Raw genomic sequence first — 23,872 nt, forward strand, 5'->3', positions numbered from 1 at the left:
TATCGCCGCGGCTGGGGAGGGAGTACGCTGCCAACTGAGGAGGGGTCGGCTCGGATCTCCGGGGCCGGCTCGACACTTGCGAGGCGAGGAGGATCCTATGGCCGAACGCACGCTCCGAGGCGCACGCATCGGCTCGACCAGCCTGCAGGGCGACGAGGGCATCGAGCTCTCGCCCCGGCAGCGCGTCGAGTACCTCACCGAGAAGGGCCGGCGATTCACCGTCATGTTCGACGGCGACGCCGAGCCGCCGCCCGAGTGGACGGACCAGCGCACCGGCGAGCTCGGCTTCCTCGACGACGAGGCCGGCCGCACGGCCCGCGCCGAATTCGAGGAGAAGGAGTCGACGCAGCGCACCCACTGGGACATGCTCATCGAGCGGCGCAGCCGTGAGGAGCTCGAGGAGCTGCTCGAGGAGCGGCTCCGGCTGCTCAGGGAGCGTCGCGGCGGGAAGAAGTAGGCCCGCACGCGCTCACGCGGCCGCGCGGCCCGCCCGTCGGGCGACGAGCAGTGCGCCGGCGCCGGCACCGGCGAGGCCCAGGACGATCCACCCGCCGGCGACGGCCGCGCCGAATCGCAGAGCGGGCGTCTCCCCCGCCGCCAACGGCACATCGGCCACCATGGCATCGGCGGTGTAGGGCTCGAGGCGATCGAGATCGGAGCCGTCCGGGGAGACGATGGCGCTCGTGCCGACGGTCGAGACGTTCACGACCGACCGGCCCATCTCGATCGCGCGCAGCCGGGCGATGTGCAGCTGCTGCGCGCTCTCGTCCGTGCGTCCGAAGTCGGCATTGTTCGTCTGGGCGAAGACGACCTCCGCGCCGTCCCGCTGCATCGCCACCGCGTGATCGTCGAAGATGATGTCGAAGCAGATGGCGATGCCCGCGCGCACGCTCGCCGGGGTTCCCGGCTCGGCGCCTCCGGTCGTCAGCGGCACGTCGAACGCGGCCGGGCGCGTGCCTGCGGCGTACTCGAGCTGCACGAGGTCGATGAGGTCGGGGACGATGGCGTGGTAGAAGTCGCGGTGCGGCATGTACTCGGCGAAGGGCACGGGCCTCCGCTTGTCGTACCGCTCCCCCTCGTCGCCTCGCGGCCCCCACACGAGGGAGCTGTTCGTGTAGCTGCCGTCGGGGTCGCGCAGAATCGACCCCACGACGATCGGCGCGTCCGCCCGCTTCGCGAGCCGTGCGACGCGGAAATCGTTGAGCACGGTTCCGGGCAGATCGAACTCGCCGCTGTTCTCCGGCCACACGATCACGTCGACCCGGTCGCCCGACTCCTCCAGCCGGTCGAGCAACTCTCGCGTGGCGTCGATGTGGGTGCGGATCACGTCGCCCGACTCGCGATCGTCGAAGATGCCGGCCTTGGCATTGCCCTGCACGGCGGCGACCCGCAGCGTGCCGGTGCGCTCGAGCGGCGCGGCGGGCACGAGCGCGAGCAGGGTCAGCACGACGAGGGCGCCTGCGACGGCGGGCGCGGCGCTCCGGACCCGCGCGTCCGACCGCCCGCGAGCGGAGAACCACACCGCCACGGGCACGGCGCAGGCGAGCGCCAGCATCCCAGAGAGCCCGGCGAAGCCGGTCCAGGAGACGAGCTGGGCGAGCGGTCCGTCGGCCTGCGTGTGCGCGAGGCGGCCCCAGGCGAAGCCGCCGTACGGCCACGTCGACTGCAGCTGCTCGCGCACGACCCACAGTCCCGCCGCCGCCAGGCTCTGCGCCGCGACCCCGGCGGCGACCGCGCGGTCGCCCCCGCGGCGGGCCAGGGCCGAGAGGCCGCGCGTCGCGATCGCCGCGAGCAGACCGAACAGGGTGAACCAGACGACCATCATGCAGCTGAGCGCCAGCCACGGGATCGGGCCCAGGTAGAGCGTCAGCCACGAGATGTGCGGCAGCCAGAAGGCCGCTCCCGCGACGGCGCCGGCCGCGGCCCCGGCGCCGGGGCGCTGCTGCCAGACGGCGGCGAGCACGAGCGCCGCGCCCGGGAATGCCGCGGGCCACCAGGCCACGCCCGGGCCCGAGAGGTCGAGCAGGAGGCCGCCGGCGGCCGCGGCCAGCAGGGCGAGCCACCAGCGCAGCCGCGCCGGCGCCGCGCGGCGGGCCGCCGTCTCCCCCGTCACGGTGTCAGCGGCGGCGACTTCGTCGGCGGCGGTCTCGCGGTCGGCGCTCACGATGTGCTCGACGCCTCGACGATGCCGCGGCGCACCGCCCGCTTCGCATCCCTCGCGAGCCGCGAGAGGCTCTCCAGCCGTTCGGCGTCGGCCGCGTCGATCCCCGCCTCATGCGCCCCCGCCCCGAGCTGCGACAGCTGATCGAGCAGGTCGATGGTCTGCTTCGCCCAGCGCACGAAGTCGCCCGGACCGCAGCCCGCGACCTCGAGCACGCGCTCGAGGCTGCGCCCCGACGCCCACGCGTGCATGGCGGCGGCGAGCCCGGCGTGCGGCATCTCGGTGCGCGGCAGCCGGTGGCGGTCGGCGAGGTCGTCGAGCTCCACCCACACGTCGAGGGTCGACTCGTACACGCGCGCGAAGGCGCCCCCGGGGAGCCGGGGCTCGCCCTCGTCGTCTCGCCTCGGCTCGTAGCTGAGCGCGCAGCACAGCGCCGCGAACCCAGCCGCGTCGAGGCCGGCCCAGACGTCGCGCCGCAGGCACTCGGCGACGAGCAGATCGCGCTCGCCGTAGATGCGGCGCAGCAGGCCGCCCCACGGCGTCACGTCGATGGCGTCCGACCCGGCCGGCGAGAGGTAGTCGAGCTCGATCAGCATCTCCACGACACGGTCGAACGTGCGGGTGATCGTGCCCGTGCGCGAGGCGATCTGTCGACGCCCGCGCTCGATCCGGCGGCGCAGCTTCCGTGCGCGGTCCTCCCAGCGCTTCCGGTCGGAGCCCTGGGCCCGCGCGACGGCCGCCTCGTAGCCGGCGAGCGACTCCTGCTCGGCGCGCAGCTCCCGCGCCTGGTCCACCACGGCGCGATCGGCCTGGAACTGCGCGAAGGAGAGCTCGAGCGTCTCCCGCGCCCGCGTCGCGCTGAGGCGCTGCAGCAGGTTGACGGCCATGTTCGGCGTCGGCCTGAAGCTCGACCGCACGGGGAAGGCGCGCGCCCCGGCGAGCTGCGCGAGCTCCTCGACGTCGACGCCGTCGCTCCAGACGACGACCGCGTGCCCCTCGGTGTCGATGCCGCGCCGGCCGGCGCGGCCCGTCAGCTGGGTGTACTCGCCCGAGGTGAGCGGCACGCGCTCGACCCCGTTGAACTTCTCGAGGCTCTCGATGACGACGGCGCGGGCGGGCATGTTGATGCCGAGCGCGAGCGTCTCGGTGGCGAACACGAGCTTCACGAGGCGGCGCTGGAACAGCCGCTCGACCACCGTCTTGAACACCGGGAGCAGGCCGGCGTGGTGGGCGGCGATCCCCCGCTCGAGGCCGGCGATCCACTCCCGCACCCCGAGCACCCTCAGATCGTCCTCGTTCATCCCCTCGAGCGCCGCGCGCGCGACCGCCCGGATCTCGTCGCGCTCGTCGCGGGTCGTGAGGCGGATGCCCTCGAAGAGGCACTGGTTCACCGCTTGGTCGCAGCCGTTGCGGCTGAAGACGAAGACGATCGCCGGCATCAGCCCGGTCTCGTCGAGCGCGCGGGCGACATCGGCGTGCGAGATGCGCCGACCGCGCCGCTGCGGAGGCCGCCCGCGGCTCCGCTCCCGCCGCCGGTCCCGGCCGGGGCGGCCGTCGAGGGCGGAGCGCCCGCCCCGCACCGGCCCGCCCTCGAGCATGCGCAGCTCGGGGTTCACGCGCCCGCGCGACGCGAGCTCGCCATCGCCGTCCACGATGAGCGGCAGCAGCGCCTTCGACGTGAGCACGTGCTGGTAGAGGGGCACGGGCCGGTGCTCGGAGAGGATCACGTCGGTGTCGCCGCGCACCGTGTGCATCCAGTCGCCGAACTCCTCGGCGTTCGACACGGTGGCCGAGAGCGCGACGATCCTCGCGGTGCGCGGCAGGTGGAGGATGATCTCCTCCCACACCGCGCCCCGGAAGCGGTCGCCGAGGTAGTGGACCTCGTCGAGCACGACGAACGCCAGGTCCGAGAGCGCCGTCGAGTCCGCGTAGATCATGTTGCGCAGCACCTCGGTGGTCATCACCACGATCGGGGCGTCGCCGCGCACGTTCACGTCGCCGGTGAGCAGGCCCACCTCGTCCTCGCCGTACTCCGCGCAGAGCTCGTGGAACTTCTGGTTCGACAGCGCCTTGATCGGGGCCGTGTAGAAGATGCGCGCGTCTCGCTCGCGCCGGGCCAGCACCACGGCGAACTCCGCGACGGTCGTCTTGCCGGAGCCCGTCGGCGCCGCGACGAGCACGCTCCGCCCCTCCTCGAGCCGCTCGCACGCCGTGCGCTGGAAGGCGTCGAGCGGGTAGCCGCGGCCCGCGGCGAAGTGATCGAGCGCCGGATGCGAGGAGGCCTCGCCCGTCACGTCGCGTCGCCCCTCGGGGTCGCCCCTCCGGGCCCGGGTTCGAGGTCGTAGTCGGCGAGCTCGGTCGCTCGTCGCTTGTCCGCCCGTCTGTCGTGCAGGATCGCGATCGCCACCGCGCCGAAGTAGAGCAGCACGATCGGCAGCGCCAGCAGGAACATGCTCAGCAGGTCGGCCGCAGGGGTCGCCATCGCGGCGAACAGCACGATGCACAGGATCGCGACCCGCCAGCTCTTGAGCAGCGTCATGCCGCGCAGCACGCCGAGGAAGTTCAGCAGCACGAGGAGCACCGGCATGACGAACGCGACGCCGACGGCGAGCAGCAGCTTCACCGAGAAGTCGAGGTACTGCCGCGCGTTGATGAAGGCCGCATCCTCCTCGGGGGCGAAGCTCGTGAGCAGCCGCACGATGTTCGGGATCACGAGCCAGCCGGCGAAGGCGCCGCCGAGGAAGAGCGGCACGGCGCTGCCGATGAAGGCGATCGCGTACCGCTTCTCCTTGCCCGTGAGACCGGGAGCCAGGAATGCCCAGATCTGATAGAGCCAGACCGGGCAGGCGATGATGATCGCGATGAACAGCGCGATCTGCAGCTTGGTGTCGAACGCGCTCGTGATGTCCTGGTAGTTGATGGTGGCGTCGCGCCCCTGCTGCTCCTGGATGTCGATCACCGGCTGGCGCAGCATGTCCCACACCCAGTCGGCCAGGAACCAGCCGGCGACGAGGCCCACGAGGATCGCGATCGCCGCGATCATCAGGCGCTTCCGCAGTTCGACGAGGTGCTCGCCCAGGCTCATCCGCCCGTCGGGGTTGCGCGTACGCCTGGTTTTCACAGCCACCCGCTCAGTCTAGACCAGCCGGGCGGGAGACGCCGCTACGCGTCGTACTGCGCGAGCGCACGCTCCGCCCACGTGCGCACCGCCTCGCGCGCCTCGGCCGGCTCCTCGACGATCACCTCTCCCGGAGCGTGCTGCACGAGCGCCACCGCCGTGCGCGGGTGCCCGAGCTCGACCCGCACGCTCACCCACCCGGGATCCGCGGCCCGCACGACCTGCGGGCCGAAGCCGGCGATGCGCGCGAGCGCGGTCTCGCGCACCCGGGCGAGGACGCCCGCCCGGCCCTCCGAGCGGGGCGACGGCGTCGGGTCGGGGGCGGCGGCCGGGTGATGCTCGGCGGCCTCGGCCAGCACCCGCGGGTCGGTCATCCGGTCGACCCGGAAGGTCCGCTCGCCGTCGCGATCGCGGCAGAAGGCCCGCAGGTACCACACGCCCGCGCCCTGGGAGAGGCGCAGCGGGTCGACGGTCCTGCGGGTCTCCGCGCCGAGGGCGTCGCGGTACCCGAAGGCCACCTGCCGCCCGGCGTCCATCGCCGCCACGAGCACCGGGACCCGCGCGTCCTGCGGATCGGCCGTCACCGAGATCGCGGTCGGCCGGTCGGGGGCGTCGAGGGCGGCGCCGAGCTTCGCAGCGGTGCGCCTGGCGATCTCCGCGTCGGCCTCGGGCAGCATGGCCGTGAGCGACTGCAGCCCGGCGATCAGCGCCGCCGTCTCGGCCGGCGCGAACCTCGGCGCGTCGTCGACCGCGACGATGCGGGTGAGGCTCACGACGTCGTGATCCTCGAGCGCCGACCAGTCGATGTCGAAGAGGTCCTCGTGCTGATAGCTCAGCGTCTCGCCGGGAACCCCCGCGGTGCCGAGGAAGCGCACGAGCCCGCGCAGCTGCTCCGCGTCGACGTCGAACGCCTCCGCGAGCTCGGCGAGGGGCGTGGGGCCGTGCTCGTCGAGGTACGGCACCAGGGCGAGCAGCAGCACGACCCGGTCCGCCGTGGTGAGGTCGTCACGCACGATGCTCCTCCCCCGGGGCGCTCGTCCGCGCCGATCCGCCCGTGCCGCCCGCCTCCTCGGCCTCCCGCCGGTGCCGCTCGGCGATGGAGCGCAGCCGGTCGATCACCGCGGCGCGCAGCGGCTCGGGATCGAGCACCGTCACGTCGCCGCCGTAGCCCGCCAGCTCGTCGGCCAGCGCGTGCTCGTAGTAGTCGAGCGTGCCGAGGACGATCCGTCCGCCCTCGGAGACCTCGACGGCTCGGGGCACGAGCCGGGCCTCGGCGACGGTCCCGGGCAGCACCCGCACGACGGCGAGCTGCTCCCGCTCCCGGCGGAGGAGCTCGGCGACCACCTCGTCGGCGCCGCGCAGCAGCCCGGGATCGTAGCGCCGCGAGGTCGGTCTCACCTCGCCGACGATCCTGGAGAGCAGGAACACCCGATCGGCGTCGCGGTCGAGATCGTGCGCGATCAGGTGCCAGCGCCCGTCGGCGCGGTGCAGGCGCAGGGGCGCGACCGTGCGCGCGAGCGGGACGTCCCGACCGGGCATCAGGTAGTCGAAGCGGGTCACCCGGCCCTCGTCGATCGCCCGCCGGAGCGCGGGCGCCGCTGGATCGGTGATCTCGATGCGCGGTGCGACCCCGAGGTGCTGCACGTCGAGTCCGGCGCCGAGCGCCTCGAGCTTCATGGTCGCCCGCCGCGCCTCGGCGGTCAGGCTCCCCTCCCGCCACGCGAGCGCAGCGAGGCGCAGCAGCGTGAGCTCGCGCTCGGTGAAGCGGAGGCCGCTCGGGATCTGCAGCCGCTCCTTCGAGATGCGGTACCTCGTCAGCTGGGTGTTCCCGGGCTCCAGCGGGGAGTCCAGCGTGTCGATCGGGATCCCGAGGCTGCGCAGCTGATCCTTGTCGCGCTCGAACTGCCGCTCGAGCGCGACCATCTTCTCTCCGTGCCTGAACCGGTCGGAGTACCCGTAGACGCTCGAGAGCAGGCCGCGCTTCGTGACGCCCTCCGGGCTCGCCACCAGTGCGAGCACGAGGCTGAAGACCCGTTGCTCGCCCGGAACCGTGCTCCGTGTCGCGGCTGCCGCCACCGATCTCCTTCAGTTCTGCAGAGGTGGGCCCTCTGGTCCGTCAGCCGATGCCGAGGATGTTGACGACGCTGACCCGCGATCCCTGCTCGTCGTTCTCGACGACCACGACCTGCGAGCCGACCTTCTTGCCCGTGATCTCGTCGCGGAAGGTCACGCCCGACTGCCCCATCTGGTCCTCGGTGTAGAGGGGGCGAGGCGTACCGCTCTCCCAGGAGTTGAAGGGCTGGCCCGTCGCGGGGTCGGTGGCGACGGCGCCGGTCTCGGCGTCCACCACGAGCACGTCGGCGATGACCGAGTCGTCGGCGCGGACCTCGGGTCCGTCGCCCGCGATGCGCGTCGCGGAGTGCTTGCCCGCGGGCAGATCGCGCGGCGGCAGCACCACGCCGGGCTGCCCGCTGTCGTCGGTCACCACCGCGGGGAAGCCCGACGGCAGGCCCTTCGCCCGCCCGTCGATCTCCGGCTCGCTCAGCGCCACGACGTCGACGACCGAGACGAGGGACGCGCCCTCGCTGAGGCCGAACTGCGCGCCCATCTGGGCGCTGTCCTCGGGTGACATCGCGACGACGACGCGGTCGCCGGGCGCCGCGCAGCGCACGGCCTCGCCGATCGGGTTCGGCACGTCGCGATCCACCAGCACGAAGCTCGCGCCGCGCTCGGCGTCGCGGCCGATCGCCTCGTCGAGCAGCTCCCCGCTCTTCGAGTCGAAGAACGCGAGGTTGATGGTGGCGAGGGAGCCCTCGGTCGCGACGGCGCTGCGATCCTCGCCCTCGGAGACGACGGTGCGCTGCCAGTTCGTGATCACCATGTCGTCGGGGATCGTCACCTCGGGCGTCGCGCCGACCTCGCCGAGCACGGTCACGTTGTCGCTCAGCGCGCCGGGCTCCAGCGTCGGCGCGCAGCTCTCGGCCGGGGTGGCTGAGCTGCAAGCGGTGGCCCCGCCCAGCAGCAGTGCAATCGCAGCGGTGGCGGGCACGATTCGACGTCGCATGTGAACCTCTCGCGTGAGTGTAAGAACCCGGCTATCCTATCCGCGCGCGGGCGCCCACGGCAAAGCTCGGGCGCACGCGCCGCGGCGTCACTCGCCCGCGGCGGCGGGGCCGGCGCCCGCGTCCGCTCCGGGGCCCGCCTCCGCTCCGGCGCCCGGCTCCCCGTCCCGGCCCTGCTCGGCGAGACGCCGCGCCTCGCGCACCTTCTTCCGCAGCACCCTGTCGCTCTTCCCGCGCTCCCCCACGACGTCCGGGGTCCAGATGCTGCCGTCGCCGTCCACCAGGTCCGGCGTCCACGAGGCGAGATCGGCGTCGTCGAAGTCGCTCTTGGACGCGCGTCGCTTGAGATCGGGCAGCACGGTCCCCGGGGCGAGCCGGCGCGCGGTGACGAGGAAGCCGGTGTGCGCGACCATGCGGTGGTCGGGGCGCACCGCGAGCCCCTCGACGTGCCAGCCGCGCACCATCGTCTCCGAGGACTGGGGGTGGGTGAAGCGGCCCGAGCGCCGCAGCTCCTCCACCGTGCGGGAGAGCTGGGTGACCGTGGCGACGTAGCAGATCAGCACGCCCCCCGGCTTGAGCGCGTCCGCGGCCGGGGCGACGCACTCCCACGGGGCGAGCATGTCGAGCACGACCCGGTCGACCGATCCCTCGGCGCACCGCTCGGGCAGCGCCTCCTGCAGATCGCCGACGGAGACCGTCCAGTTGCGCGGGGCGCCGCCCGCGAACGCCTCGGCGTTGGCCTTCGCGATCTCCGCGAACTCCTCGCGCCGCTCGAACGAGAACAGTTCCCCCTCGGGTCCGATCGCCCGCAGCAGGTGCAGCGAGAGCGCGCCGGAGCCGACGCCGGCCTCGACGACCCGCGCCCCCGGGAAGACGTCGGCCAGCGAGAGGATCTGCGCGGCGTCCTTCGGGTACACGATCGCCGCGCCCCGCGGCATCGACATCACGAAGTCGGACAGCAGCGGCCGCAGGACCAGGTACTCCTCGCCGCTGCTGTTCTCCACCACGGAGGCGTCGGGGAGGCCGACGATGGACTCGTGCCGGACGACGCCGCGGTGGCTGTGGAACTCGCCCTCGCGCACCAGCGTGATCGTGTTCAGGCGGCCCTTCGGACCGGTCAGCTGCACGCGATCCCCGTACCGGAACGGGCCGCTCAGGGCCGGAGCGTCCGCCGGCAGCGGCTGCCGCTCGCGCAGCTCGGCGAACCGATGACGCAGCGCCTCCGCGTCGACGCCGTCGAGAGAGGTCCAGCGCGCGTGCGCGGGCGCCTCGTCGAGGCTCACGAGGTTCGGGATCCCGATGGCGACGGCTCCTGACGCCGCGGCGGCGCGCAGGCCGGTGCGGGAGTCCTCGAGGGCGATGCACTGCTCGATGGGCACGCCCAGGCCCTCAGCGCCGCGCAGGTAGGGATCCGGGTGCGGCTTCTCGTGCTCGACCTCGTCGCCCGGGATCAGCAGGTCGAAGCCCCCGGCCGGCAGCAGCGAGATCACGTGCTCGGCGAGGGACCGGACCGACATGGTGACCAGCGCGCACGGGATCCCGGCCTCGCCGAGGGAGGCGAGCAGCTCGACCGCGCCGGGGCGCCACTCGGGGCCCTGGCGGTCCAGTCCGGCGATCACGCCGTCGACCCACTCGGCGACGATCTCGTCGGCCTCCAACGGCACGCCGGCCTCGCGGAAGCGCTCGGCGGCCGACCACAGCCCCGAGCCGATCAGCTCCTCGCGGAGCGCGTCGCTCAGCTCGATCCCGTAGCGGGCGAGCATCGAGAGCTCGGCCTCCAGCCACAGCGGCTCGGTGTCGATCAACGTGCCGTCCATGTCCCAGAGCACGGCGGAGAGTTGCGTGGCAGTCATTCTCACGAGTCTACCGACTCGTGAGGACTATCCTGAGAGCAGCGCCCCGTCGCGCCGCTGAGAACCCGCCCGAGTCAAGGAGCCCCGCCAGACGTGACCACGCCCTCCGAGATCCCCGCCGCTCCGCCGCGCGTGCTCATCGCCGCGTTCGAGGGGTGGAGCGACGCCGGAGCCGCCACGACCACCGTGCTGCAGCACCTCGGCGAGCTCATCGACGCCGAGGTGCTGCACACGATCGGTTCGGAGGGGTACGTCGACTTCCAGGTGCACCGCCCGAAGATCGCCTTCGACGAGGACGGCAACCGCGTGCTCGACTGGCCCGACACGAGGCTCTACGGCTCGGTGCAGCGCCCGGCCGAGCCCGAGGACCCGGCGGCGGAGACGGTGCGGCGCCTCGACGGCACCCGCGTCACCGACCTGTTCCTGCTCGCGGGCGTCGAGCCCGCGCGGGACTGGCAGTCGTTCGCCGAGCAGGTCGTCGAGGTCATCGACATCTGGGGCATTGACACGGTCATCCTGCTCGGCGCGATGTACTCGGACGCGCCGCACTCCCGCCCCATCGTCACCTCGATCTCGACCGAGAGCGCGAAGCGCCGCGCCGAGACCGGGGCGAAGCGCAGCAGCTACGAGGGCCCGGTCGGCATCGCCACCGTCGTGGACCTCGCGCTCGCCGAAGCCGGCATCTCGGCCGTCTCCCTCTGGGCCCAGGTGCCCCACTACGTGCACAGCGCCCCCTCCCCGAAGGCGACGCTCGCGCTGCTCGACAAGCTCGAGGAGCTGCTCGACGTCGTGATCCCGCGCGGGGCCCTGCTCGACGAGGCGACCGAGTGGGAGGCGAACATCGACCGCATCGCCGCGACCGACGAGGAGATGACCCAGTACATCCGGCGGCTCGAGGAGTCGCGCGACGAGGCGCTCGCCGCGGAGACGACCGGGGACGCGCTCGCCCTCGAGTTCGAGAAGTTCCTCGAGCAGCCCGACCAGCACTCCGCGCGGCTCGAGGATCCCGAGGACCCGGAGCAGCGGGGCGAGCCGGGCGAGGAGGAGTAGCTCCGCGGCCCTCGCGCTCAGGGCGCGACGGGCTCCCGCTCGACCAGCCGGACTCCGAGCAGCGCTTCGACGGCGTCGGCGATCAGCTCCGGCCGGTCGACCCCGCGGTCGAGGGCGGCGTCGAGGATCGCGAGCATCACCGGTGTGTCGAGGTCGTTGGCGAGGGCGGCGCGCAGCTGCGCCAGCACGGCGGTCGCGTTCGCCGGATCAGCGCTCGCGCGCTCGAGCCCGGCCTTCCAGGCGTCCAGCCTCCGCGCCGCGACGCCGAGGTCGCCGTCGCGCCACTCCCACTCGGAGCGGTAGTGGTGCGCGAGCAGGCCGAGCCGGATCGCCGACGGATCTGCTCCACCGTTCAGCAGCTTCGAGACGAACACCAGATTGCCCCGCGACTTCGACATCTTGTGGCCGTGGTAGCCCACCAGGCCGGCGTGGCAGTAGGCGTGCGCCAGCGGGGTGCCGGAGAGAGCGGTGGCGTGCGCCGCGGTGTACTCGTGGTGCGGGAAGACCAGGTCTGCGCCGCCGCCCTGCACCGTGAAGGCGCTGCCGAGGGCGTCCGTCGCGATGACGGAGCACTCGATGTGCCACCCGGGACGGCCCTCGCCCAGCACGGTCTCCCAGCTGGGCTCGCCCTCGCGGGCGGCGCGCCACAGCAGCGGGTCGAGGGGGTCCCGCTTGCCCGGTCGATCCGGATCCCCGCCGCGCTCGGCGCTGAAGCGCTCCATGGTCTCGCGGTCGTAGGGCGCGACGTCCCCGAGGCGCCACTGCGTGGCGCGCTCGGCCCCGGCGGTGTCGAAGTAGAGGTCGTCCCCGGCCGCGCCCTCAGTGGGCACCGGATAGGCGAGCCCGATCTCGCGCAGCCGGTCCACCCCTGCCGCGATCTCGTCGATCTGCTCGGTGACGGCGACGAAGTGCTGCGGCGGGATCATCCCCATGCGGTGCATGTCGGAGCGGTAGAGACCGATCTGCTCGTCGGCGAGCTGCCGCCAGTCGACGCCGGTGTCGTTCGCGCGCTCGAGCAGCGGGTCGTCGATGTCGGTGATGTTCTGGGCGTAGACCACGTCGAGCCCGGCGTCCCGCCAGGCGCGCTGGAGCACGTCGAAGGCGAGGTAGGTGAAGGCGTGCCCGAGATGGGTCGCGTCGTAGGGGGTGATGCCGCAGACGTACAGCGTCGCGCGGCCCTCCGGGATGGCCGGGTGCTCGAGCCTTCCCGTGGCGGTGTTGAAGAGGCGTGGGGCGACGCCCTCGCCGGGGAGCTCGGGCACTGCGGGCGGGGTCCAGGTTCTCACTGCGCACCTCCGGCGGCCTCGGCGACCGACGCGCCGCTCTCCGGCGACAGCACGCCCGTGCTGAGCAGCACGATGATCGCGATCCCGAGCAGCACCCGGTACACGACGAAGGGCATGAAGCTGCGCTTGGAGATGTACCGCATGAAGAACCCGATCACCACGAGCGCCACGAGGAAGGCGACCACGGTCGCCACGAGCGTCTCGAGCATCGGCGTCGCGGCGGGATCGCCCACCGACTTGACCAGCTTGTAGCCGCCCGACCCGAGCACCGCCGGGATCGCGAGCAGGAAGGAGTAGCGCGCCGCGGCCTCGCGGGTGTAGCCCATGAGCAGGCCGGCCGTGATGGTGCCGCCCGAGCGCGAGACGCCGGGGATCAGGGCCATCGCCTGCGCGAAGCCGTAGATGAGGCCGTGCTTCCACGTCAGCTTCTCGAGGGGGCGGGTCTTGCGGCCGACGCGGTCGGCGAGGCCGAGCAGCAGGCCGAAGAAGATGAGCGTGAAGGCGACGAACCACAGCGACCGGAGGGTCGTGTCGATGGCGTCCTCGAAGAGGAGGCCGCCGACCACGATCGGCAGGCTGCCGAGGATGATCCACCAGCCCATGAGCGCGTCGGGGTCGCGCCGCGGCACGGAGCCCGCGAGCGAGCGGAACCAGCGCCCGATGATGCGCACGATGTCGCGCCAGAAGAAGACGATGACCGCCGCCTCGGTGCCGATCTGCGTGATCGCGGTGAAGGCGGCCCCGGCGTCGCCGATCCCCAGCAGCTCGCTCGAGATGCGCAGGTGCGCGCTCGACGAGATCGGCAGGAACTCGGTGAGCCCCTGGATGATGCCGAGGATGATCGCCTCGAAGATACCCATGCTTTCCCTTCCAGTGGCGCGCCCGTCTCAGCGCAGGCCGCCGTCCACCCTACAGCGTCAGTAGCTGCGAAGCAGGTCGACGAGCACGCGGTGCCCGAAGTCGAGCGCGTCGAGCGGTACCCGCTCGTCGACGCCGTGGAACATGCCGGGGAAGTCGAGATCGGCGGGCAGGCGGAGCGGCACGAATCCGTAGCCGGTGATCCCGAGGAGGGAGAGCGCCTTGTTGTCGGTCCCGCCCGAGAGCAGGTATGGGAGGACGCGGGCCTCGGGGTCGTGCCGACGCAGGCTGGCGGTCATCGCCTCGACGAGCTCCCCGGCGAACGGGACCTCGAGCCCGATGTCGGAGTGCACCGCCTCGATCTCGATGTCGTCGCCGACGATGCTCTGCACGCGCGCCAGCACATCGGCCTGGTCCTCGGGGAGGGAGCGGACGTCGACGAGCGCCTCGGCCGTGTCGGGGATCACGTTGTGCTTGTAGCCTGCGGCGAGCACGGTGGGATTCGTCGTGTTGCGCAGGCTCGCGTGGATGAAGCCGGCGCCCTTGCCCGCCCGCAGCACCAGCTGCTCGGCGTCGGTCTGCGCGTCGATCTCGGCCGGGTTCTCGCCCAGGATGCGGGCGATCTCGGTGACCAGCTCGCGGGTGGTGTCGCAGAGGGCGACGGGCCACTCGTGCCGGCCGAGGGCCGCGACGGCCTCCGCGAGCCGGGTGACCGCGTTGTCGTGCCACACGCGGGAGCCGTGGGCGGCGGTGCCGCGGGCCCGCAGGCGGATCCAGTCGAGGGCTTTCTCGCCCGTCTGGATGAGGTAGGCGCGGGTGCCCTCGAGGTCGATGGAGTAGCCGCCCACCTCGCTGATCGCGGTCGCCGCGCCCGCGAAGAGCTCGGGGTGGTGCTCCACGAGGTGGTGCGACCCGAAGACGCCGCCGTTCTCCTCGTCGGCGAAGAATGCGAGGATGACGTCGCGCCGCGGACGCTCGCCGGCGCGCAGCAGCTCGGCGACCGCCGTGAGCATCATCGCGTCCATGTCCTTCATGTCCACGGCGCCACGGCCCCACAGCATGCCGTCGCGGATCTCACCGGCGAACGGGTCGACGCTCCAGTTCGCCGGGTCCGCCGGCACCACGTCGAGGTGGCCGTGCAGCACCATCGCCGGCAGCTCGGGGTCGGCGCCCGGGACCCTGGCCACCACGCTCGCGCGGCCGGGGGCGGACTCGACGATCGTCGGCTCGAGCCCGAGCTCGCGCAGGAAGGCGGCGACGTAGTCGGCCGCCGGCCGCTCGGGGTTCGCGTCGCCTCCGCCGCGGTTCGACGTGTCGAAGCGGATGAGATCGCGCGCGATGCGCGCCGTCTCGGAGAGGTCGGGGCGATGCGCCCGCTCGCGCCGATCGGCCTGCTCGTCGTGCTCCTGGCGCTCGGTCTCGCTGCTCATGCCTCCAGCGTACCGAGCCCGGGCGCGGCCCGGGCTGAGATGACGCCCCGCGACGTCGCGCCCCGCCCCCGTTCCGGCCGCGATCCCGAACGCCGTCCGCTAGACTGGTGCGGCCCCCTGCGCGGTGGCATCTCCGGGAACTCCCCCAGGGCAGAAATGCAGCAAGGGCACCGGGGCTCTGCCAGGTGCGCAGGGGGTCTTGTCACGGCCAGGTCAGGTCGAGGGTGCGCTCCACCCGCGCCCGCTGCTCGGCCACGTCGAAGTCGGCCTCGGGCCAGTCGGGGCTCATCCTCCGCAGCTCCGTCACCACGAGCCGCTGCACCGCGGCGCGCGCGTACCACTTGGCGTTCGCGGGCACCACGAACCAGGGCGCGTGGGGCGCGTCCGTCCGCTCGATCGCGATCTGGAACGCCTCCATGTACTCCGCCCAGAAGGCCCGCTCGTCGACGTCGCCGGCGTTGTACTTCCAGTGCTTCTCGGGGTCGTCGAGCCTCGCGAGCAGGCGCTCCCCCTGCTCCTCGGGCGAGATGTGCAGCATGATCTTCAGGATCCGCACGCCGTCCTCAGCGATGCGCCGCTCGAATTCGGCGATCGCCCCGTACCGCCGCTCGATCTCCTGCGGCGGGGCGAGGCCCCGCACCCGCTGCACGAGGACGTCCTCGTAATGCGAGCGGTCGAACAGTCCGATGACGCCCGGCCCCGGGACTCGCGACTCCACGCGCCAGAGGAAGTCGTGCTCGCGCTCCTGCGCGGTCGGGGCCTTGAACGCCGTGAGCTCGAGCCCGTACGGCTCGAGCTGCGCGAAGACGTGGTTCACGATGCCGCCCTTGCCCGCGGCGTCCATGGCCTGCAGCACGACGAGCAGGCGATCCCGCGCCCCGGACCGGCTCTGCGCGAAGAGCTTCTCCTGCAGTTCGCGCAGCTCCTGTGCGGCGCGGGCCAGCTCCGCTTCCCCCTGTTTGCGATCGGCACCCGTGCCCGGCGTCGAGTCGGGATCGATCTCGCGCAGCCGGACACCCGGGCCAACGCGCAACAGCTCCGCGACCTCGGCACTCCAGAACGATGCGGACATGCGGCCTCCCAGTTCGTCCCCCTCACTGTAGCGCGGCGCGCGCTCGGCAAGAACACTCGCCTCGGCCGACCCGATGCAGGCGACGCAGAACTCTCCGACGCGCTCGCCGCGAGGGTAGTCGTCGAGAGGAAGGCGCTCAGCGCTCGTCAGAGGCGGCCCCCTGGAACGAGGGCGTCGTACCGATGAGGCTCGGTTCACCCGACCGACGCGTAGTGATCCGCGGCGTCGGCGACCCGGTTGTTGTACTCGACGGTGTCGTTGTACGCGGCGACGGCCGCGATCCAGTTCTCCGGCTGCCGCAGGTCGCCCCCGACCTCGCACAGATACCGGGCTGCGGCGAGCGCGCTGTCGTCGATGTGCTGCGGGTCCTCGATCCCATCGCCGTTGCCGTCGGCGCCCCAGGTCGCCCAGGTGGAGGGGATGAACTGCATCGGACCCACGGCGCGATCCCACACCGGGTCGCCGTCGAGCGCTCCCTCGTCGGTGTCGTGGATGCGGTCGGTGCTCGTGCCGTCGAGCGGGATGCCGACGATCGGCGGGGAGGCCCGTCCGTTCCCGGCGATGCTGCCGCCGTCGATCGTGCCGTGCTCGGATTCGACCCACCCGATGCCGGCGAGCGTGTTCCATCCGATGCCACATCCGGGTTGTTCGGTGGACATGTGGACAGCGGCTCCCGCGTACGCGCGCATGGCCCGATACGAGATCCCCGCCTGCTCGGCGAGCGGATCCGACCACGACGTGTTCACGAGGGCCGTGATGCTGCCCTGCTCTTCCGGCGTCTCCCGGTCGACTCCCTGATCGGGCGGGATCACCGACGTCGGTGCTGCGGCATCGTCGGATTCCTCGGTGACCTCAGCAGGGGCGGGGGCGGCTTCGGTACGCCCGACCTCGTGGAGGGCGATCCCCGCGCCGGCGACCAGGCCGACCCCGAGCACGGCGACGCCGGCGGCCGTCACGAGCCCCCAGGCGTTCCCTCTCCGTCTCGGTTCCCGCGAGCGGAACGCAGACGGTCGCCTGGTCTCCTCCTCACGCGCGGCTTCCGCGATGACGCGGTCGAAGTCGCCGTGCGTCATACCGCCGACACCGCGCCGTCCGGCACCGCACCCGGCGACCCGTCGCCCGGGATCGTCCTTCTCAGTCTGACCACATACCAGACGGTGCCACCGGTGATCCCGGCGAGGGCGAGACCGCCGCCGAGTCCCAGGAGACCGGCGAGCAGAGCCGGGCTCGGCCCGTCACCCCCGAAGAGGTCGTCGAGGAAGCCGCCGGCGGCGTCGCTCCCCCCTCGGCCGCCCGCGCGCGAGCCCCGAGCGTTCCGCTTCCGGTCCTCTTCCGATTCGGCCTCCGCGTCCGCCTGCGCGGCCGCCAGGGCTTCCTCGGCGTAGTCGTGGACGGCCGCGTTCACCGCTGCGGCCTCGCCGGCATTGTGCGCGTTCAGCCCGCAGAAGGCGTCGCCGAGCGGAGCGTCGCCGACCTGGAAGACGTACGTGTGCGTCGCGGTCTGCAGCGATTGGCCGGTGCCGGGGTTGGTGACCACCGCGTTGGCGGTCAGCTTGTAGATGCCCCTGTCGCTGAACACCCAGTGCGCGTGCGTGTGCGCGGGCTCCGGAACTCGGATGGTGCCAGGGAGGTTGTACCGGCCGCCGTTCAGCAGCGGCTTCTTCCCGCCCCATTTGTCGTCGGTGTACAGGCTCACCGTGCCGGGGCCGTCGACTCCGGTGATGTTGATCGAGACATCGGTGTGGCCGCTGGGCCGTGTGGTGTTGGTATCCCATCCCGGCCAGATCAGGTTCATGTCCTGACTGAGCGGCAGCCAGTATCCGCGGCCCGGGACGCCGGACGGGGCGCCGCCGACGGTGCCGAGCGCAGATTCCTTCACCTTCATCAGCGTGGTCTCGGGCGCGCGCATCACACGGTGCCCGGTGACGTCCTCCATCAGCTGCATGACCGCGGTCCCGTTCGCGGACGACACGTAGAACGCGTCGATGTGGCCGTGGTCCAGGGTCACATCGGGGCGGCAGTCCTGGGCCGGGGCGCGGTTGCCGGCGGATCCGCCACCGCCACCGCCTGGGGTGTTGCCGCCTCCGCCGGGGTTGTTCCCGCCCCCACCCGGGTTATCGCCGCCACCAGGGTTGTTGCCGCCGCCGCCGGAAGGATCGACGATATCGAACGTGTCCCAGCCGACGAAGTTTCCCTCGGCGTCTTTCACGACGAACTGCTGGTCCTTCTGCGCTTTCGCACCCTGCAGGTTCACGGTGAACGCACCTCGCTGATCGGCCTGCACCCAGCCGCGCCAGGCCGGATCCTGGCCCGTCAGCCAGACGGACACCCAGTGTCCCGCGAGCGCGGAGTTCTCGAGTTGGGCACTGACGTCGTATCCGGTGACCACTTCGGGGCTGGTGACAGTGACGTTCGCGCCGGGCTGCTGCTTGCCGATCTCCCCCGGCGGCACCGGGGTGGTGTCGTCGTGCGATGGTCGCTGCTGCGCCTCCCCATCGACTCGCAGGTTCACCGAGCCCGAGCTCGACGGATCGAAGTCGGTGCTCCAGGTGGGGACGAACTCGGCGACGATCTGGTGGTTGCCGGGGTTCAGCGCGTCGGCTCTGAACTGCGCCTGCCCGTCGACGACCGGGGTGTGCCCGAGCACGGTACCCGTGGAGTTGTCGCGGAACTGCACGGCGCCCGCGGCGTTCGCCGGATCGACGTTCGCGGTGAGCAGCACCGGTTCCCCCTGCTCGATGCTCCGGCTGCCCGCCTCGAGCGACACCGAGGTCGGCTGCGTGTGCTCGGCGAGGTCGCCGACGACGAAGGTGTAGTCGTTCTGTGCTTTCTGGCCGTTCGCGGTGAGCTCGAAGGTGAGCGTGTAGGTGCCGGGCTGCGTGAACACCCAGAAGGCGTGCACGTGGCGAGGGACGTTGAGCCGCCAGGCGCCGAGATCCTCCTCGGAGCTGAAGAGGCGGTCGATTCCGCCGCGAGGTGCGCCTGCGGCGAGCTCGACGCGACCCGGCCCTTCGAGGTTCGCCAGGCGCACGTCGACGTGCGTCACGCCGCCTGCGGCGAGTTTCGGGTCTTCGGTGCTGAATCCCGGCCAGATGATGCCGCTCTCACGCACTTCCGGCGCCATCCAGTACTCGTCGCCGACCTCGCCGATGAACGCCCAGCGGTCCTGCGCGTTCCGGATGGTGTCCTTCCCCGCGTCGCTGAGGTGGAACAGGAGCTCTTCGGTCTCCAGACGCTTGGCGACCTCCCCGTCCACATCGGCCTGGCTCCCCGCGACCAGTGTGCCGCTGTCGAGGAACGCCGACACCGCGTCGGTGTGCACGTCCTCGAGCACGCGCTTCTCTCTGCTCGCGGGAGCCGGCTGATCCGACTGGCCGGCCGGGACGGGGATCTCGGCCGAGGGGTCGACCGCGTTCAGGAGCGAACCGGCCCCGGTCCCGTCGTCCGTGTCGATCGCGGTGGCGGCGGTGGGAGCGCCGCCGAGTCCGACGATCACGAACAGGAAGGCGAGGAGGATCGTGGGCACGACGCGCATCCGCGCGTTGCGGAGCGACGACGTCGCACTCATGTGGTCTTCTCCTGCTCCGATGCTCGAGGAGGCGACGGAAGGATCACCGGCGTCTCCGGGACGTGCTCGCCCGACGCCAGTGTGCTCGGCATCGGCGTGCGCTCCTCGGACGTCCGGCTGCGCAAGCGCCTCGCGAGCAGGCCGTGGCGCGGCGCGAAGAACCACGCCAGCAGGAACACGACCGTCGCGACGAGCACGATCATGCCGCCGACGGGCAGGTCGAAGCTCCACGACACGTACATGCCCACGAGTGCCGACAGCCCGCCGATGATCGGGGCGAGCAGCATCATGACCGCCAGCCGGTCGGTGAGCAGCCGGGCCGCAGCCGCGGGGGTGATCAGCAGCGCGAGCACGAGGATGTTGCCGATGGTCTGGATGGAGATCACGATCGCGATCGCGACCATGACGTACAGCAGCAGGTCGAGCACGAACACCGGGATTCCCGTCGCCCGCGCCATCTCGCGGTCGAGAGTGACGGCGACGAACTCCTTGTGGAACAGGAACAGGACCAGCAGGAGTACGACGCCGGTGATCGCGACGGTGTAGAGGTCCTCGTCCGGGATGCCGGTGATCGAGCCGAACAGGAACTGCTGCAGAGAGCCGGAGTAGCCGGGTGACATCGAGATGATCACGATGCCCAGGGCGAACGCGGCGACGAAGAAGACGCCGATGATGGAGTCCTCCTTGATCCGGCGGTTCTGCGAGAACACGGCGACGAGGATCGCGGTGAGCACGCCCGCGACGGCGCCGCCGAGCACGAGGTTGCCCTGGATCACGAACGCGACCGCGAGCCCGGGGAAGACGGCGTGGGCGACGGCGTCGCCGATGAACGCCATACCGCGCAGCACGACGTAGCAGCCGATCACCCCGCACACGACGCTCGACATGACGGCGATGACGAGCGCCTTCGGCAGGAACCGCAGGTCGGGATTGAGCAGATCCTGGATGAAGTCGACGGGCGAGAGCATCAGCCGGCCACCCCCAGTGTCCTCAGCACGGGGTTCGACGCCCTGATCTCGAACGTGCGCATCCACGCTTCGGGTTCCCGCAGAGCCGAAGGCGGGGCATCGGCGATGATGGTGCGGTTGATGAGGCACAGGCGCGAGCACTCGTGGATCGCGCCGACGAGGTCGTGTGTGGTCATCAGCACCGCCTTGTCCTCCTGCGAGAGCTGCTGGAAGAGCTCGAGCAGGAGTTCTTGGGTCGGCATGTCGAGCCCGGTGAAGGGTTCGTCGAGCAGCAGGAGCGCCGGATACAGCGCGAGCGCCCGCGCGACGAGCACACGCTGACGCTGCCCGCCGGAGAGCTCGCCGACCGGTCGCTCGGCCAGGTGGCTCATGTGGACGCGGTCGAGTGCCTCGGCGGCCGCCTCGAAGTCGACGGCTTTCGGCCGCCGGAACCAGCCGATGCGACGAATGCGGCCCGTCATGACCGTCTCTTCGACGGTGATCGGCAAGTCCCAGGCGAACTCGTGCCGCTGCGGCACGTATCCGATGCGGGATCTGGCCGCGTGGCCGGTGCTGCCGTCGACCCGGATCTCACCGGTGCGGGACCGGATCAGGCCGAGAACGGCCCGGATCGTGGTGGTCTTCCCCGCCCCGTTGGGGCCGATGAGCCCCATGAACTCTCCCCGGTCGAGGGTGAAGTTCACGTCGTCGAGCACCTCGCGTCCGCCGAGGCGCACACCCAGCCCGCTGACCTGCAGTGCGCTGGGCTCCGTTGCACGCCTCCCGGCGGAGACCGTCGTCGGGCGCTCCGATTCGGAGCTTCGCAGGTCTACGGCGGTCATCGTTCGGTCTCCTGCGCGGCTCGGGCGGCTCGGGCACGGGACTTGGCTCTGCGTGTGCTGACGATGACGACGAGGATCGCGATCACGAGGCCGACCCCGACGGCACCGACCACGATCCAGATGAGCAGGCTCAAACCGCCGTCGCCCTCGGACTCCGTCGCCGGTCCATCAGGGAGGGTGTCCTCGGGCGCGGCATCCGCGACGAGGGCCTCGTCGATCTCCGCTCCGAACGCTTCCTGCGGGTCGGTGGCGTCGCCCACCGAGAAGCGGAGGGTGTCGCGTGCCGAGACCATCTCTCCGGAGGCGAGCTCGCCGTCGATCTGCACCTCCACGAGGTAGATGCCCGGTTCGCTGAACACCCAGTTCGCGTGGGTGTGGGTGTTCACCTCGATCCAGGTGTCCTGGGGGAAGGCGTCGAGCGTCGACCACAGGGGTTCGGTGTCTCCGAAGTTGCCGCTCTGCAGGAAGACGGTGAGCTCCCCGGGCCCCTCGACGCCGAGCATGCTGAGCGTCACCCCGAGATCGAGGTTCTCGAGCACGGTCGGCTCCTGGGTGTTCCATCCGGCCCAGATGACGTCGGGTTCCTGGACCTGCGGGACGATCCAGACGTCGCTTCCCGGGTCGAGGCCGAGGAAGGCGAACTCCTCGGAGTCCGGCACCTGGCTGATCGAGGCATCGTTCACCTGCAGCACGACGTCTTCGAGGTTGCGCCACAGGCGGGGCACGTCGGTGTCGTCGTGGATCTGGATGCGCCACTCGCCCGTGTTGAGGGTCGGGCCGAAGTCGACGTGCCCGGCGTCGCGCACCACCTGGCCGGTGCCCTGAGCCTGGTCGGGATCGAGGACCTGGGCGAGCCCGTCGTCCTCCTGCGCGTGAGCGGCTCCTCCCATGAGCGCCACCGGCAGCAGCGCAGCGGCGGCGATCGCACCGGCGAGGCCTCGTGCCGCGCGCCTGAGCCGGTCGCGTCGCTGGGTCACTGGTGTGCGCGTCATGGTTCCGGGGTCTCCTCTGCAGTGCCGGTGTCGGCGGTATCGGTGTGGCCGCTACCGCCGCCTGTGCCGAGGCAGTCGCGGAGCGAGTTCGCGTTGAATCGCATCATCTCGATGTAGGTGGTGACGTTCTGATCGAACGCGTCCCCGTAGATGGGGCACACCTCGATCCCCTGCTCCTTGGCGACCTCGACGAGGGTCGACGACCGGGAGGCGAGGTTCGGCTCGAGGAACACGGCGGGTACATGGAGGTTGCGGATCGTCTCGGTGAGGCGCTTGCGTTCCGCCAGCGACGGTTCGACCGCCGGATTGGGGGTGACGAATCCGGAGATCTGCACGTCGTAAGCCTGGGCGAGGTATCCGAACGCGTCGTGCGTGGTGACGAGCGTGCGTCTGCCCTCGGGCACATCGGCGATCGTGTCCCGCACTTCCGCGTCGAGCGCCTCGAGTTCCTTCAGGTAGGCGTCCGAGTTCCTACGGTACTCGGCCCCGCCGTCCGGATCGACTTCGATGAGGGTGTCGCGGATGATCTCGACGTACGACATGGCGTTGCCGACGTTCTGCCACAGGTGCGGGTCGATCTCGCCGTGCACGTGCTTGCCGAGCACCGCTTGCGGGAGCTGGTAGACCGGATCGCCGGCGCGCCCGAGGAAGCGGTAGGCGGGGTCTCCGGGAATCTCGTGCCTTGCCGTGTTGGGCACCTCCACGACGACGTCGTCGACGGGGAAGAACTCCTGGTGCACGTCGCCGGACCCGTGCTCGTGGTCGAGGAGCACCTCGAACTCCCGGGCGTCGAGGTCGACGGTGAGATCGGAGTGACCGGCGTTCAGCACGTACGCGTCCTCCTTCCCGGGCACCGAGTACGGATCCACACCCACGGCGAACACGACCCGTCCGGTCGCGATGGGGACGGGTTTCTGGTCGGCGGAGACCTGCAGCTTCGCCTGCAGGTCGAGCGTGTAGATGCCCGGCTCGGTGAAGGCCCAGCTGAGGTGCGTGTGCGCGGCAGGCGGCAGGATCACCGAGTCGTCGCGGTAGCCGCCCGAGGCGTCGAAGCCGTCGCTGGAGTCGAAGTAGACATCGATGTCGCCGAAGCTGCCGGTCAGGTATGCGGTGAGCTCCCCCTGGCCCCGCACGTTCGTAGCCGAGAGGTAGACGTCGGAAGCGCGGGTCGCCCCCAGGTCGGCGCCGTCGCCTTTGACGCGCAACCCGAGCCAGATGGTGTCGAGCGACACGTCCTCGACGAGCGGGATGATCTCCGCGGCGTATTTCACCGCGTCCTCCGCGAGCGCCACGTTCGGAACGTCGTCGGGGAGGTTGGTGTCGAGGGCTGTGATGAGGTTCTGCTCCTCGAGCATGAGGTAGTTGGAGAGGGCGACGTCGGCGTACACGATGTCGCGGATGTCGCGGAGCGTGGGCTCGTAGCTGTGCGGGTCGCCGCCCTCGGGGACGAGCGCGGTGACGTTCGCGCGATCGCCGGCGACGTTCCGGGTCAGATCGGCGAGGATTCCGGTCGTCGTGACGACGTTGACGCGCCCGTCGTCATCGCCTCCCGCGATTGGAGACGACGCACAGCCGGCGAGCAGCGCTGTCGCGAGCACTGCGGCCGTGCCGAGGGTGAGGGGTCGCATTCGCA

19 protein-coding genes, 1 other RNA gene and 1 pseudogene are annotated in these 23,872 nt (G+C 71.6%); 3 read left to right on the plus strand and 18 right to left on the minus strand.

The genetic code is table 11. The features are described 5' to 3' along the window. Positions 1 to 97 precede the first annotated feature (97 nt). Positions 98 to 457, plus strand: a complete 360-nt coding sequence (locus JD276_RS08640; RefSeq protein ID WP_200115251.1) for an RNA polymerase-binding protein RbpA — start codon at positions 98 to 100, stop codon at positions 455 to 457. Between the two features lie 12 nt (positions 458 to 469). Here JD276_RS08640 and lnt read toward each other — a convergent pair whose 3' ends face one another. The 8 genes and pseudogenes from lnt to JD276_RS15930 all read right to left on the minus strand — a co-directional run. Continuing rightward, complete coding sequence (lnt, locus tag JD276_RS08645) at positions 470 to 2,164, minus strand: apolipoprotein N-acyltransferase (RefSeq protein WP_307866506.1); 1,695 nt, start codon at positions 2,162 to 2,164, stop codon at positions 470 to 472. After that, complete coding sequence (locus JD276_RS08650) at positions 2,161 to 4,455, minus strand: DEAD/DEAH box helicase (RefSeq protein ID WP_200115252.1); 2,295 nt, start codon at positions 4,453 to 4,455, stop codon at positions 2,161 to 2,163. Before JD276_RS08650 ends, lnt begins: the two co-directional genes overlap by 4 nt. Continuing rightward, a complete protein-coding gene (tatC, locus tag JD276_RS08655) occupies positions 4,452 to 5,246 on the minus strand; it encodes a twin-arginine translocase subunit TatC (protein ID WP_200115374.1) in 795 nt (264 codons plus the stop codon). The genes JD276_RS08650 and tatC overlap by 4 nt, the downstream gene beginning before the upstream one ends. A 77-nt stretch (positions 5,247 to 5,323) precedes the next feature. Then, positions 5,324 to 6,292, minus strand: a complete 969-nt coding sequence (locus JD276_RS08660) for a helix-turn-helix transcriptional regulator (protein WP_200115253.1) — start codon at positions 6,290 to 6,292, stop codon at positions 5,324 to 5,326. Then, positions 6,285 to 7,355 (minus strand): helix-turn-helix transcriptional regulator, encoded by a 1,071-nt coding sequence (locus tag JD276_RS08665; protein ID WP_200115254.1) that lies wholly within the window; start codon positions 7,353 to 7,355, stop codon positions 6,285 to 6,287. Before JD276_RS08665 ends, JD276_RS08660 begins: the two co-directional genes overlap by 8 nt. A 40-nt stretch (positions 7,356 to 7,395) precedes the next feature. Next, positions 7,396 to 8,343, minus strand: coding sequence for a peptidylprolyl isomerase (locus JD276_RS08670; protein WP_200115255.1), 948 nt, complete (start codon positions 8,341 to 8,343; stop codon positions 7,396 to 7,398). Positions 8,344 to 8,430: 87 nt separating this feature from the next. Beyond that, positions 8,431 to 9,519, minus strand: coding sequence for a tRNA (adenine-N1)-methyltransferase (locus JD276_RS15925; RefSeq protein ID WP_233615518.1), 1,089 nt, complete (start codon positions 9,517 to 9,519; stop codon positions 8,431 to 8,433). Between the two features lie 126 nt (positions 9,520 to 9,645). Further along, positions 9,646 to 10,194 (minus strand): annotated as a pseudogene (locus JD276_RS15930) (HAD family hydrolase); the annotation flags it as partial. Positions 10,195 to 10,287: 93 nt separating this feature from the next. On the opposite strand from JD276_RS15930, the gene JD276_RS08680 reads away from it, so the two are divergent. After that, positions 10,288 to 11,244, plus strand: a complete 957-nt coding sequence (locus JD276_RS08680) for a proteasome assembly chaperone family protein (protein WP_307866507.1) — start codon at positions 10,288 to 10,290, stop codon at positions 11,242 to 11,244. A 17-nt stretch (positions 11,245 to 11,261) separates the two neighbouring features. Here the strand turns inward: JD276_RS08680 and mshC are convergent, their stop codons facing one another. Genes mshC through JD276_RS08695 form a run of 3 tightly spaced genes read right to left on the minus strand, consistent with a single transcriptional unit; the run spans position 11,262 to position 14,818 of the window. Next, entirely contained in the window at positions 11,262 to 12,530 is a 1,269-nt protein-coding gene (gene mshC / locus JD276_RS08685; protein WP_200115257.1) for a cysteine--1-D-myo-inosityl 2-amino-2-deoxy-alpha-D-glucopyranoside ligase, read from the minus strand. Next, entirely contained in the window at positions 12,527 to 13,390 is an 864-nt protein-coding gene (locus tag JD276_RS08690; protein WP_200115258.1) for an undecaprenyl-diphosphate phosphatase, read from the minus strand. The genes mshC and JD276_RS08690 overlap by 4 nt, the downstream gene beginning before the upstream one ends. A 57-nt stretch (positions 13,391 to 13,447) precedes the next feature. After that, a complete protein-coding gene (locus tag JD276_RS08695) occupies positions 13,448 to 14,818 on the minus strand; it encodes a M20/M25/M40 family metallo-hydrolase (protein ID WP_200115259.1) in 1,371 nt (456 codons plus the stop codon). Positions 14,819 to 14,926: 108 nt separating this feature from the next. Between JD276_RS08695 and ffs the strand changes: the two genes are divergently transcribed. Further along, an RNA gene (gene ffs / locus JD276_RS08700) (signal recognition particle sRNA small type) lies at positions 14,927 to 15,023 on the plus strand. On the opposite strand, the gene JD276_RS08705 is transcribed toward ffs, so the two are convergent. The 7 genes from JD276_RS08705 to JD276_RS08735 all read right to left on the minus strand — a co-directional run bounded on the left by JD276_RS08705 (position 15,021) and on the right by JD276_RS08735 (position 23,867). Beyond that, entirely contained in the window at positions 15,021 to 15,890 is an 870-nt protein-coding gene (locus JD276_RS08705) for a PPK2 family polyphosphate kinase (protein WP_200115260.1), read from the minus strand. The two genes, ffs and JD276_RS08705, sit on opposite strands and share 3 nt — an antisense overlap. A 194-nt stretch (positions 15,891 to 16,084) precedes the next feature. Beyond that, positions 16,085 to 16,963 carry a lytic transglycosylase domain-containing protein gene (locus tag JD276_RS15935; protein ID WP_233615505.1) on the minus strand — a complete coding sequence of 293 codons (879 nt, stop codon included), beginning with the start codon at positions 16,961 to 16,963 and terminating at the stop codon, positions 16,085 to 16,087. Further along, entirely contained in the window at positions 16,960 to 19,458 is a 2,499-nt protein-coding gene (locus tag JD276_RS08715; protein WP_200115261.1) for a choice-of-anchor M domain-containing protein, read from the minus strand. Before JD276_RS08715 ends, JD276_RS15935 begins: the two co-directional genes overlap by 4 nt. After that, positions 19,455 to 20,426 carry an anchored repeat-type ABC transporter permease subunit gene (locus tag JD276_RS08720; protein ID WP_233615506.1) on the minus strand — a complete coding sequence of 324 codons (972 nt, stop codon included), beginning with the start codon at positions 20,424 to 20,426 and terminating at the stop codon, positions 19,455 to 19,457. The genes JD276_RS08715 and JD276_RS08720 overlap by 4 nt, the downstream gene beginning before the upstream one ends. Further along, the gene (locus JD276_RS08725; protein WP_200115262.1) at positions 20,426 to 21,247 is read right to left on the minus strand and encodes an anchored repeat-type ABC transporter ATP-binding subunit; all 822 of its coding nucleotides are present in this window, start codon (positions 21,245 to 21,247) and stop codon (positions 20,426 to 20,428) included. Before JD276_RS08725 ends, JD276_RS08720 begins: the two co-directional genes overlap by 1 nt. Continuing rightward, complete coding sequence (locus tag JD276_RS08730) at positions 21,244 to 22,239, minus strand: choice-of-anchor M domain-containing protein (RefSeq protein WP_200115263.1); 996 nt, start codon at positions 22,237 to 22,239, stop codon at positions 21,244 to 21,246. Before JD276_RS08730 ends, JD276_RS08725 begins: the two co-directional genes overlap by 4 nt. Next, positions 22,236 to 23,867 carry an anchored repeat ABC transporter, substrate-binding protein gene (locus tag JD276_RS08735; RefSeq protein WP_200115264.1) on the minus strand — a complete coding sequence of 544 codons (1,632 nt, stop codon included), beginning with the start codon at positions 23,865 to 23,867 and terminating at the stop codon, positions 22,236 to 22,238. Before JD276_RS08735 ends, JD276_RS08730 begins: the two co-directional genes overlap by 4 nt. Between the last annotated feature and the right edge of the window lie 5 nt (positions 23,868 to 23,872).

Source organism: Leucobacter chromiisoli (assembly GCF_016522505.1).
In the GTDB taxonomy this organism is placed as follows: domain Bacteria; phylum Actinomycetota; class Actinomycetes; order Actinomycetales; family Microbacteriaceae; genus Leucobacter; species Leucobacter chromiisoli.